The following is an 11,603-nucleotide window of genomic DNA, read 5'->3' on the forward strand; positions in this document are numbered from 1 at the left end:
GCAAACCTCCGCCGGGCAGCCCCCGAATCGTCTGTGCGACGCTACAGAACAACGAAAATCGGGGTACGAACCCGACCGGCGACGACAAGAGTGGGCCAGTGCTGATCAGATTGCTCCGGGCGTACCTACGCCCGTACTCCCGACCGATCACTTTGCTGGTGGTACTCCAGCTGGTGTCCACCCTCGCGGCGCTCTACCTGCCGACACTCAACGCCGACATCATCGACAACGGCGTGGTCAAGGGCGACACCGGCCACATCCTGCGCCTGGGCGCCGTGATGATCGGAGTCACCCTGATCCAGGCCCTCTGCTCGATCGGCGCCGTCTACTACGGCGCCCGCACCGCGATGGCCTTCGGCCGGGACGCCCGCGCCGCCGTCTTCGACCGGGTGCAGAGCTTCTCCGCCCGCGAGATCGGCCAGTTCGGCGCGCCCTCCCTCATCACCCGCACCACCAACGACGTCCAGCAGGTCCAGATGCTGGCCCTGATGAGCTTCACCCTGATGGTCGCCGCACCGATCATGTGCGTCGGCGGCATCATCATGGCGCTCAACCAGGACGTCCCGCTGTCCGGCCTGCTGCTCGCCGTCATCCCCGTGCTCGGCGTCGTCGTCGTGCTGCTCGTCCGCGCACTGCGGCCCAAGTTCCGCAGCATGCAGGAGAAGATCGACACCGTGAACCGGGTCCTGCGCGAGCAGATCACCGGCATCCGGGTCATCCGCGCCTTCGTCAAGGACGACCACGAGCAGGCCCGCTTCGCCGCCGCCAACGAGGACCTCACCCAAGTCGCCCGGCACGTCGGCCGACTGATGTCGATAATGTTCCCCGCCGTCATGCTCGTCGTGAACGTCTCCAGCGTCGCGGTGCTCTGGTTCGGCGCCCACCGCATCGACGGCGGCGAGATGGAGATCGGCGCCCTCACCGCCTTCCTCTCCTACCTGATGCAGATCCTGATGAGCGTCATGATGGCCACCTTCATGTTCATGATGGTGCCGCGCGCCGAAGTCTGCGCCGAACGCATCCAGGAAGTCCTCGGCACCGACTCCAGCGTCGTACCGCCCGCCACCCCCATCACCGAGGCAGCCCGCCGCGGCAACCTGGAACTGCGCGACGTCGACTTCCGCTACCCCGGCGCCGAGGCCTCGGTCCTGCGCGGCATCGACCTCACCGCCCGCCCCGGCGAGACCACCGCCATCATCGGCTCCACCGGCAGCGGCAAGTCCACCCTGCTCGGCCTCGTCCCCCGGCTCTTCGACGCCACCGGCGGCCAGGTCCTGCTCGACGGCGTCGACGTGCGCGAACTCTCCCCCGCGCTGATCGCCGAAAGCGTCGGCATCGTCCCGCAGAAGCCCTACCTGTTCTCCGGCACCGTCGCCAGCAACCTCCGCTACGGCCGACCCGACGCCACCGACGAGGAACTCTGGCACGCCCTGGAGATCGCCCAGGCCAAGGACTTCGTCGAGAAACTGCCCGAAGGCCTGGACGCCCCCATCGCCCAGGGCGGCGGCAACGTCTCCGGCGGCCAGCGCCAACGCCTGGCCATCGCCCGGGCCCTCGTCCGCAAACCCGACGTCTACCTCTTCGACGACTCCTTCTCCGCGCTCGACTACGCCACCGACGCCAAGCTGCGCAAGGCCCTCTCCCGCGAGACCTCCGACGCCACCGTCCTGATCGTCGCCCAGCGCGTCTCCACCATCCGCGACGCCGACCGGATCATCGTCCTCGACGAAGGCGCCGTCGTCGGCAGCGGCACCCACCACGAACTGATGGCCGACAACCCGACGTACCGGGAGATCGTGCTCTCCCAGCTCACCGAGCAGGAGGCGGCATGACCAGCCCAGGGAAGCCCGCCGTGAAGCCGCAGGCCGAGGTCCCCAGCGACTCCCAGGCCGCCGCCGCCCGCCGCGGCCCCGCCGGCCCCGGCCGCTTCATGGGCGGCCAGGGCACCGAGAAGTCCATGGACTTCAAGGGCTCCGGCAAACGCGTCCTCGGCCTGCTGCGCCCCGAACGCGGCCTCCTCATCGGCGTCCTGCTGTTCGGCGTCCTCGGCATCGGCTGCGCCGTCATCGGCCCCAAGGTCCTCGGCGACGCCACCGACCTGATCTTCGCCGGCGTGGTCGGCGCCCGCTTCCAGACCGGCGTCTCCAAGGAACAGGTCATCGACGGGCTGCGCGCCCACGGCGACGGCGGCATCGCCGACCTGCTCTCCGCCGTCGACTTCACCCCCGGCCACGGCATGGACTTCGACGCCATCGGCTCCATCCTGCTCTGGGTCCTCGGCATCTACGTCGCCTCCGCCGTCTTCGGCATCTTCCAGGGCCGCCTGGCCACCAAGGCGATCCAGTCGGCCGCCTACCGGCTGCGCCAGGACGTCGAGGCCAAACTGGCCCGGCTGCCGCTGAGCTACTTCGACAAGCAGCCCCGCGGCGAGGTGCTCAGCCGGGTCACCAACGACATCGACAACATCGGCCAGTCGATGCAGCAGACCATGGGACAGATCGTCAACTCCCTGCTCACCGTGGTCGGCGTGCTGGCGATGATGTTCTGGATCTCCCCGCTGCTCGCCGCGATCGCGCTCGTCTCCGTACCGCTGTCGGTGGTCGTCGCCGCCAAGGTCGGCAAGCGGGCCCAGCCGCAGTTCGTCCAGCAGTGGAAGTCCACCGGCCAACTCAACGCCCACATCGAGGAGATGTACACCGGTCACACCCTGGTCAAGGTGTTCGGCCGGCAGCACGAGGCCGCCGAGACCTTCCGCGAGCACAACGAGGCGCTGTTCCACGCCAGCTTCCGGGCCCAGTTCATCTCCGGGATCATCCAGCCCGCGATGATGCTGATCGGCAACCTCCAGTACGTGCTGGTCGCCGTCGTCGGCGGCCTGCGGGTCGCCAGCGGCTCCCTGTCCATCGGCGACGTGCAGGCCTTCATCCAGTACTCCCGGCAGTTCAGCCAGCCGCTCACCCAGGTCGCCAGCATGGCCAACCTCGTGCAGTCCGGAGTCGCCTCCGCCGAGCGCGTCTTCGAGCTGCTCGACGCCCCCGAGCAGAGCGCCGAACCGGCCACCCCCGAGAAGCCCGACACCGTCCACGGCCGGGTCTCCTTCCAGGACGTGTCCTTCCGCTACGACCCCGACAAGCCCCTCATCGAGGACCTCTCGCTCAAGGTCGAACCCGGCCAGACCGTGGCCATCGTCGGCCCCACCGGCGCCGGCAAGACCACCATGGTCAACCTGCTGATGCGGTTCTACGAGGTCAGCTCCGGGCGGATCACCCTCGACGGGGTGGACATCGCCGCGATGTCCCGCGAGGAACTGCGCTCGGGCATCGGCATGGTCCTCCAGGACACCTGGCTGTTCGGCGGCAGCATCGCCGACAACATCGCCTACGGCGCCCAGGGCGCCACCCGCGAACAGGTCGTCGAGGCCGCCAAGGCCGCCCACGTCGACCGCTTCGTGCGCACCCTGCCGGACGGCTACGACACCGTCATCGACGACGAGGGCACCGGCGTCAGCACCGGCGAGAAGCAGCTGATCACCATCGCCCGGGCCTTCCTCGCCCAGCCGTCCATCCTCGTCCTGGACGAGGCGACCAGCTCGGTCGACACCCGCACCGAGGTGCTGATCCAGCGGGCCATGGCCCGGCTGCGCACCGGCCGCACCAGCTTCGTGATCGCCCACCGGCTCTCCACCATCCGGGACGCCGACGTGATCCTGGTGATGGAGAACGGGTCGATCGTGGAGCAGGGCTCGCACGACGAGCTGATCACCGCCGGCGGCGCCTACGCCCGGCTCTACCAGGCGCAGTTCGCGGAGGCCGTGGCCGAGGTGGACTGACCCGCCCCCAACCCCACCTCACCCCAGGAGCCGGGACGGGACCCACCCGTCCCGGCTCTTCGCGTCCCGGCTCGTCGCGTCCCGGCTCGTCGCCTCCCGCCTTGTCGCCTCCCCGCTCTCGCGGAGCGTGGCCCCCTTCGCTACGGTGACCCTCGTGACCGCCCAGCCCGCAGCCCCCGGACAAACCCCGGACGCCTTCGAGGCGAACCGCCGCTACCTGGGCTCGGTCGCCTACCGGCTGCTCGGCTCCTTCACCGACGCCGAGGACGTCCTCCAGGACGCCTGGCTGCGCTGGCAGGCCGCCGACCGCACCGCCGTCACCGACCCGCGCGCCTTCCTGACCACCGTGGTCACCCGGCTCTGCTACGACCAGCTGGGCTCCGCCCGGGCCCGCCGCGAGGCCTACTACGGCGAGTGGCTGCCCGAACCGTCCGTCTCCTACGCGGACGGCCCCGACTCCCCCGCCGAACTCGCCGAACGCGGCGAGTCCGTCTCGCTCGCCCTGCTCGCCGTACTGGAACAGCTCACCCCGGCCGAACGGGCCGCCCTCGTCCTGCACGACGTCTTCGCCGTCGGCTTCGAGGACATCGCCGCCTCCCTGGACCGCACCCCGGACGCCACCCGCCAACTCGCCTCCCGCGCCCGCCGCCGGGTCAAGGACGGCGGTCGGCACGCCGGCGGCGCCGACCCGGCCGAACACCGGCGCGCCGTCGAGGCGTTCGCCACCGCCAGCACCAGAGGCGACATCCTGGGCCTGATGGAGATCCTCGACCCCGACGTGGTCTGGCACGCCGACGGCGGTGGCATCGTCCGCGCCGCCGCCCGCCCGGTCCACGGCGCCGACAAGGTGGCCCGGCTGGTGGCCGGTCTGGTCGACAAGTGGTTCACCCCCGACCTCGGACTCGGCCACGCGACGGTCAACGGCGAGCCGGGCCTGGTCTGGTACGAGAAGGCCACCGGCACCGTCACCGGCGTGGTGGCCCTCGCCCTGGCCGACGGGCGGATCACCGAGGCGTACGTCGTGGTCAACCCCGAGAAGCTCAGCCGCGTCAGCCCGGTCACGGCCCCCTGACCCGGACCGCCACGCGACCGTGACGCACGTCACCGTCACACCCCGACCGGCCGCGTCGTCCCCTTCCCGAACAGCGCTCCACCGGAGCGCCCTCGCAAGGAGGCGGACGAGATGAGCACCACCACCAGCACCGGCCGACGGATCGTCGTCCTGGGCGCCGGCTACGCCGGACTCACCGCGGCCAAGGGCGCCGGACGGCACCACACCGTCACCCTGGTCGCCCCCGAGGAGCGGCTCCTGCACCGCATCCGCCAGCACGAGACGGCGGCCGGCCGCGGCCGCGACTGGCCCGCCCTCGGCGAACTCGCCCGCGGCCGCCGGATCCGGCACCACCGGGCCCGGGCCGTCGAGCTCGACCCGGCCGGACACGAGGTCGTCCTGGACGACGGCACCACCCTCGGCTACGACACCCTGGTCTACGCCCTCGGCAGCCGCACCGCCTGGCACGGCGTCCCCGGCGCCGCCGAGCACGCCCACCCCCTGGAGCGCGCCGCCGAGGTACGGCGCCTGATCCGCGAGGCCGACCGCCCCGGCACCCTGGCCGTGGTCGGCGGCGGCGCCACCGGCATCGAACTGGCCACCGAACTCGCCGAGGCCCACCCCGACTGGCGGGTGCGGATCGTCGCGGCCGGCCCGGTCGGCGGCATCTACTCCCCCAAGGGCCGCGCCCACATCCGGCGCGTCCTCGACCGGCTCGGCGTCGCCGTCCACGAGGACGCCACCGTCACCCAGGTCACCCCCGACGGGCTGCGCACCACCGCCGGCCCGATCGGCGCCGACCTGACCCTGTGGGCCGCCTCGCTGGAGCCGCACCCGCTGGCCGCCGAGGCCGGACTGGCCGTGGACGAACACGGCCGCGCCCTGGTGGACGACCACCTGCGGTCGGTCTCGCACCCGGACGTCCACGTGGTCGGCGACGCCGCCGCCGTCACCGTCCCCGGCATCGGCACCCTGCGGATGGGCTGCGCCACCGCGCTGCCGCAGGGCCAGTACGTCGGCAGGCTGCTCGACGGGCGCACGTCGAAGCCGTTCTCGTTCAAGTACGTCGTGCAGTGCCTCAGCCTCGGGCGGCGGGACGGGCTGCTCCAGCTGGTCCACCCGGACGACGCCATGAAGCCCACCGTCCTCACCGGCACCGCGGGGCGGCTGGCCAAGGCCGGGATCGTCAGCGCCGTGTTCGGTGCGCTGAAGTAGCGGCCCCCTCCCCCGCGCGAAAACGCGGAAGGGCCCGGGCGGCTGCCCGGGCCCTCCTCGTACCGCTCGCGGCTACTTCTTTTCCTTCGGAGCCTCGGCGTCGGTGGACAGCGCGGCGATGAAGGCCTCCTGCGGGACCTCCACGCGGCCGACCATCTTCATCCGCTTCTTGCCCTCCTTCTGCTTCTCCAGCAGCTTCCGCTTGCGGGAGATGTCACCGCCGTAGCACTTGGCGAGGACGTCCTTGCGGATCGCGCGGACCGTCTCGCGGGCGATGACCCGGGAGCCGATCGCGGCCTGGATCGGCACCTCGAACTGCTGGCGGGGGATGAGCTTCTGCAGCTTGCCCGCCATCATCACGCCGTAGCTGTAGGCCTTGTCCTTGTGCACGATCGCGGAGAAGGCGTCCACCGCGTCGCCGTGCAGCAGGATATCGACCTTGACCAGGTTGGCGGTCTGCTCGCCGATGGGCTCGTAGTCGAGCGAGGCGTAGCCGCGGGTCTTGGACTTCAGCTGGTCGAAGAAGTCGAAGACGATCTCCGCGAGCGGCAGGGTGTAACGCAGCTCGACCCGGTCCTCGGAGAGGTAGTCCATGCCCTGCAGGTTGCCGCGGCGGGACTGGCAGAGCTCCATGATCGCGCCGACGAACTCGTTGGGCGCCAGGATGGTGCCGCGCACGACCGGCTCGTACACCTCGGCGATCTTGCCGGTGGGGAACTCGCTCGGGTTGGTGACGGTGTGCTCGGTGCCGTCCTCCATGATCACCCGGTAGATCACGTTCGGGGCGGTGGAGATCAGGTCGAGGTTGAACTCGCGCTCCAGGCGCTCCCGGATGATCTCCAGGTGCAGCAGGCCCAGGAAGCCGCAGCGGTAGCCGAAGCCCAGCGCGACCGAGGTCTCCGGCTCGTACACCAGGGCGGCGTCGTTGAGCCGCAGCTTGTCCAGGGCGTCGCGCAGCAGCGGGTAGTCCGAGCCGTCCAGCGGGTACAGGCCGGAGAACACCATCGGGCGCGGGTCCTTGTAGCCGCCGAGCGGCTCGGTGGCACCCTTGTTCTGCGAGGTGATCGTGTCACCGACCTTGGACTGCCGGACGTCCTTCACACCGGTAATGATGTAGCCCACCTCGCCGACGCCGAGGCCGTCGGCGACCTTCGGCTCGGGCGAGATGACGCCGATCTCCAGCAGCTCGTGGGTCGCGCCGGTGGACATCATCTGGATGCGCTCGCGCTTGTTCAGCTGGCCGTCGACGACCCTGACGTAGGTGACCACGCCGCGGTAGGCGTCGTACACCGAGTCGAAGATCATCGCTCGGGCCGGGGCCTGCGCGACACCGACCGGGGCCGGAACGGTGTCGACGATGTGGTCCAGCAGGTCCTCGACGCCCAGACCGGTCTTGGCGCTGACCTTGAGCACGTCGCCCGGGTCGCAGCCGATGATGTGGGCGATCTCCTCGGCGTACTTCTCCGGCTGGGCGGCCGGGAGGTCGATCTTGTTGAGCACCGGGACGATCGTGAGGTCGTTCTCCAGCGCCAGGTAGAGGTTGGCGAGGGTCTGCGCCTCGATGCCCTGGGCCGCGTCGACCACCAGGATGGTGCCCTCGCAGGCCGCGAGGGAGCGGGACACCTCGTACGTGAAGTCCACGTGGCCCGGGGTGTCGATCATGTTGAGGATGTGCGTCGCCCCGGCGTTCGGACCGGTCTTCGGCGCCCACGGGAGGCGGACCGCCTGCGACTTGATCGTGATGCCGCGCTCGCGCTCGATGTCCATGCGGTCGAGGTACTGGGCACGCATCTGCCGGGGGTCGACGACACCGGTGATCTGCAGCATCCGGTCTGCGAGCGTCGACTTGCCGTGGTCGATGTGGGCGATGATGCAGAAGTTGCGGATCAGCGCCGGGTCGGTACGGCTGGGCTCTGGCACATTGATGGGGGTCGCGGGCACCTTGGTCCGATTCTCCGTTGGTCCGGGGCCGGGGGTGTCCGGATCATCGCTGACCGGCTATCCCGGGGACCGGACGGTCTCGTCCGATCGAAATAGTTCCTCCCATCTTCCCACGACCTCGACCCGGGCAGCGGTTCGGGCGGCGGTTCGAACACCATGGAGCCTTCCGCCCCCGGCGGGAGCGGCGGCAGGATGACCCCGTGATCCTGGAAAGCGCACTGCTCGACGTCCTGCCCGGCCGGGAGGACGAGTTCCTCACCGCCTTCGCCGAGGCCCGCCCGCTGATCGCCGTCCAGCACGGCTTCCGCTCCCTGCGGCTGCACCGCTGCCTGGACGAGGGCCGCGGCTCGCGCTTCCTCCTCCAGGTGGAGTGGGAGACCCTCGCCGACCACACCGAGGGCTTCTGCGGCTCGGCCGAGTACCAGCGGTGGCGGGAGCTGCTGCACCGCTTCTACCGGCCGTTCCCGGAGGTCGAGCACTACGGGGAGCCACTGCTGACCGCCTAGGCCGGTCCCGGGCCCGCCCCACGCCCCCTCGCCGGGCCTCGGGCGACGACGCGCCGGGCCTTGGGTGACGACGCGCCCGTCGCTCCCGCCATTGCCGGCCCCGCTCGGCGGGAACCCTGATCCGGCCCGGTTTGGGGGCGGCAGTGGGCCCCTGGTAGCGTGGGCTGCTGCACCTGGCCTCGGCATGCCCTCTCAGCTGGACCGACGGCCGCCGGTGCGACCCCGTTCAAACCTTTAGACAGACTGAGGCTCCTTCGTGGCGAACATCAAGTCCCAGATCAAGCGCAACAAGACCAACGAGAAGGCGCGCCTGCGCAACAAGGCCGTCAAGTCCTCGCTGAAGACCGCTCTGCGCAAGGCCCGTGAGGCCGCTGCCGCCGGCGAGACCGAGAAGGCCGTCGAGCTGGCCCGCGCCGCCTCCAAGGCGCTGGACAAGGCCGTGAGCAAGGGCGTCATCCACGCCAACCAGGCCGCCAACAAGAAGTCGGCCATCACCAAGCGCGTCAACGTGGCCGCCCAGGCCTGACGCCCCCCGGGGGCTCCGGCCCCCACCGCTTCGGGATGACCCGGCCCTCTACCCGGACCCCCGAGGCGTCGTGAGACTCGCACCGTACGCGGCCTGCGTTCGCCACGCGGGTGCGGTGCACAGCAGCAGTACGACAGGCGCCCAGCGACCTCCTCCCCGGAGGCCGCTGGGCGCCTGTCGCGTTCCACGGTCCGGCCGCTATGGTCGGTCCCGCGCGATCGAGGTGCGGGAGCACCCCGACGCCGGTCCCGAGGGGGGAACTTCCATGACGACGCCACCACCGCCGCAGCAGCCGCCGGGCGCGCGGCAGCCCCAGCCCGGGCCGCACCCGGGACCTCAGCCGCAGCCCGCGCCCGCGCCGCCCGCGCCGAACCGGCCGGGGTACGGCTTCCCGCAGCAGGCTCCGGGGGCGGCCCAGGCCGTTCCCGGCGGGTTCGGTCCGCCGCCCGGGCTACCCGCCTCGCCGGGAGCAGCCGTTCCGACGGGTGTTCCGCTTGGTGTGCCGGTTGGTGTTCCGGCGGGTGTTCCGGCGGGTGTTCCCACGGGCGGCGCGTCCGGGGCCCGTTCCGGGGGCAACCTGCGTCGCAACGCCGTCTGGGCCTTCGTCGGCGCGGTGCTCGCCTCGGCCGGCTGGGCCACCGCCGTACTGGTCGTCCCGGGCATGGTCAGCAGCGACTCCTCGCCGCGCAGCCTCGGCGGCTACCACGTCTCGGACGACTTCTGCACCACCGGGAAGCCGGACAACCTCCTCAAGACCTACTCCACCGACAGCACCTACCCGCCGACCCACCACACCGACCGGAACCAGGCGCTCGACAGCATGACCTGCTCGATGTCGCTCAAGCGCCCTGGCGACACCTCCTCCAGTGGCGAGTTCGCCAACGCCTACATGCGCGCCGACCTGCACCGGGCGGTCAACCCCGGGCCCGAGTTCACGGCCGCCAAGGAGGCCTACCGGGCGCGGGGCTACCAGATCAGCGACCTCTCGGGCCTCGGCGAGGAGGCGTACTTCAGCTACAAGGACGACCCGGGCACGTCGGACAAGAACTGGCACAGCATCAGCGCCGAGGTGGAGGTCCACGACGGAGGGCTGACGTACTACATCTCCTGGTCCGGGAGTTACACGGAGGGCAAGAACAAGACGATGTCCAAGGACGACCTGCGGGCGGCCCTGCAGGCCGATGCCTCGGAGACCCTCCGGTCGATGCGCAAGTAGGCCGATCCGTCGAGTGCCGACCCGCCGAGTGCCGACCCGCCGAGCGGCGAGGGCGGGCCGGAGCCGGCCCGGACGGTCAGTAGGCGGGTCGGGAGCCGGCCCGGGCGGCCCTGGCGACGGCGACCACCGCGCGCTCCAGGGCGAAGGCCGGGTCGTCCGAGCCGCCCTTCACGGCGGCGTCGGCCTGGGCGATCGCGGTCAGCGCGGTGGCCACCCCGTCCCCCGTCCAGCCGCGCATCTGCTGGCGGACCCGGTCGACCTTCCACGGCGGCATGCCCAGCTCGCGGGCCAGATCGGCCGGGCGCATGTTCCGCCCGGTGGTCGCCAACCGCCCGATGCTGCGCACGCCGGAGGCCAGCGCGTAGGTGATGCCGGTCGGCGGCTGGCCGACGGCCAGCGCCCAGCGCAGCCGCTCCAACGCCTCTGCGGCCCGGCCGGTGACCGCCAGGTCGGCCACCTCGAAGCCGGTGGCCTCGGCCCGGCCGCTGTAGTAGCGGGCCACCACCGTGTCGTCGATCGCCCCCTCGACGTCCGAGGTCAACTGGCTGCACGCGGCCGCCAGCTCGCGCAGGTCGCTGCCGAGCGCGTCCAGCAGCGCCTGGCACGCCTCCGGGGTCGCGGAGCGGCCCAGCGTACGGAACTCGCCCTTGACGAAGGCCAGCCGCTCGTTCGCCTTGGTCAGCTTGGCGCAGGCCACCTCACGCCCGCCGGCCTTGCGCCCGGCGTCTAGCAGGCCCTTGCCCTTGGCGCCGCCGGCGTGCACCAGCACCATGATCACTTCTTCGGCCGGTGCCTCGATGTAGGCCTTGACCTCCTTCACCGAGTCGGCGGAGAGGTCCTGGGCGGCCCGGATGACGATCACCTTGCGCTCGGCGAACAGCGAGGGCGTGGTCAGCTCGGCCAGGCTGCCGGGCTGCAGCCCCCCGGGCGGCAGGTCCCGTACGTCGGTGTCCGGGTCCGCCGCCTTCGCGGCGGCCACCACCTGGGCGACCGCGCGGTCCAGCAGCAGCTCCTCCTGGCCGACCGCGAGGGTCAGCGGGGCGAGCAGGTCGTCGGGTGCACTCTTCCTGGCCATCGCCTACCAGCATCCCACGGGCCGCGGACACTCCCGCCCCACCCACCGGACACCCGCCGGGCACCCGGGCCGTCCGGGCGCTCGGAGCCACCTGGAGAATGGCCCGGTGACCGAGAACCACTCCCCCGACCTCCCGGACGTCGGCGACCCGTTCGCCCGGCAACTGCTGGTCCTGCCCGACCGCGACGCCGCCGAAGAAGCCGCCGAGGAACTCGGCGCGAGCCACCCCGGCCTCGGCGAGCCC

9 protein-coding genes are annotated in these 11,603 nt (G+C 71.5%); 7 read left to right on the forward strand and 2 right to left on the reverse strand.

What is annotated here, in order from left to right; translation table 11 throughout:
* The first annotated feature begins 98 nt into the window (after positions 1-98).
* From J0670_RS16270 to J0670_RS16285, 4 genes are all read left to right on the forward strand, one after another.
* Positions 99-1,832 carry an ABC transporter ATP-binding protein gene (locus J0670_RS16270; RefSeq protein ID WP_207812297.1) on the forward strand — a complete coding sequence of 578 codons (1,734 nt, stop codon included), beginning with the start codon at positions 99-101 and terminating at the stop codon, positions 1,830-1,832.
* Positions 1,829-3,829 carry an ABC transporter ATP-binding protein gene (locus tag J0670_RS16275; RefSeq protein ID WP_207812298.1) on the forward strand — a complete coding sequence of 667 codons (2,001 nt, stop codon included), beginning with the start codon at positions 1,829-1,831 and terminating at the stop codon, positions 3,827-3,829. Before J0670_RS16270 ends, J0670_RS16275 begins: the two co-directional genes overlap by 4 nt.
* Before the next feature lie 154 nt (positions 3,830-3,983).
* On the forward strand, positions 3,984-4,901 hold the full coding sequence (gene sigJ, locus J0670_RS16280) for an RNA polymerase sigma factor SigJ (RefSeq protein ID WP_207812299.1): 918 nt from the start codon (positions 3,984-3,986) through the stop codon (positions 4,899-4,901).
* A 111-nt stretch (positions 4,902-5,012) separates the two neighbouring features.
* Positions 5,013-6,095 carry an NAD(P)/FAD-dependent oxidoreductase gene (locus J0670_RS16285; protein ID WP_207812300.1) on the forward strand — a complete coding sequence of 361 codons (1,083 nt, stop codon included), beginning with the start codon at positions 5,013-5,015 and terminating at the stop codon, positions 6,093-6,095.
* A 72-nt stretch (positions 6,096-6,167) separates the two neighbouring features.
* Here J0670_RS16285 and lepA read toward each other — a convergent pair whose 3' ends face one another.
* Positions 6,168-8,036: a translation elongation factor 4 gene (lepA, locus tag J0670_RS16290; RefSeq protein ID WP_207812301.1), complete on the reverse strand. Its 1,869-nt coding sequence runs from the start codon at positions 8,034-8,036 to the stop codon at positions 6,168-6,170.
* A gap of 200 nt (positions 8,037-8,236) precedes the next feature.
* On the opposite strand from lepA, the gene J0670_RS16295 reads away from it, so the two are divergent.
* The 3 genes from J0670_RS16295 to J0670_RS16305 all read left to right on the forward strand — a co-directional run bounded on the left by J0670_RS16295 (position 8,237) and on the right by J0670_RS16305 (position 10,284).
* Positions 8,237-8,542: an antibiotic biosynthesis monooxygenase gene (locus J0670_RS16295; RefSeq protein ID WP_207812302.1), complete on the forward strand. Its 306-nt coding sequence runs from the start codon at positions 8,237-8,239 to the stop codon at positions 8,540-8,542.
* Positions 8,543-8,798: 256 nt separating this feature from the next.
* The gene (rpsT, locus tag J0670_RS16300) at positions 8,799-9,068 is read left to right on the forward strand and encodes a 30S ribosomal protein S20 (protein WP_207812303.1); all 270 of its coding nucleotides are present in this window, start codon (positions 8,799-8,801) and stop codon (positions 9,066-9,068) included.
* Positions 9,069-9,681: 613 nt separating this feature from the next.
* The gene (locus J0670_RS16305) at positions 9,682-10,284 is read left to right on the forward strand and encodes a hypothetical protein (RefSeq protein ID WP_207812304.1); all 603 of its coding nucleotides are present in this window, start codon (positions 9,682-9,684) and stop codon (positions 10,282-10,284) included.
* Positions 10,285-10,360: 76 nt separating this feature from the next.
* Here the strand turns inward: J0670_RS16305 and holA are convergent, their stop codons facing one another.
* Positions 10,361-11,359, reverse strand: coding sequence for a DNA polymerase III subunit delta (gene holA / locus J0670_RS16310; RefSeq protein WP_207812305.1), 999 nt, complete (start codon positions 11,357-11,359; stop codon positions 10,361-10,363).
* Between the last annotated feature and the right edge of the window lie 244 nt (positions 11,360-11,603).

Source organism: Streptomyces sp. FH025 (assembly GCF_017427025.1).
Taxonomy (GTDB): domain Bacteria; phylum Actinomycetota; class Actinomycetes; order Streptomycetales; family Streptomycetaceae; genus Kitasatospora.

Excerpts from the sequence above, each read along its gene's own strand:
- J0670_RS16275 (WP_207812298.1), top strand. The coding sequence starts at position 1,829 with ATGACCAGCCCAGGGAAGCCCGCCGTGAAGCCGCAGGCCGAGGTCCCC.
- J0670_RS16285 (WP_207812300.1), top strand. The coding sequence starts at position 5,013 with ATGAGCACCACCACCAGCACCGGCCGACGGATCGTCGTCCTGGGCGCC.
- holA (WP_207812305.1), bottom strand. The coding sequence starts at position 11,359 with ATGGCCAGGAAGAGTGCACCCGACGACCTGCTCGCCCCGCTGACCCTC.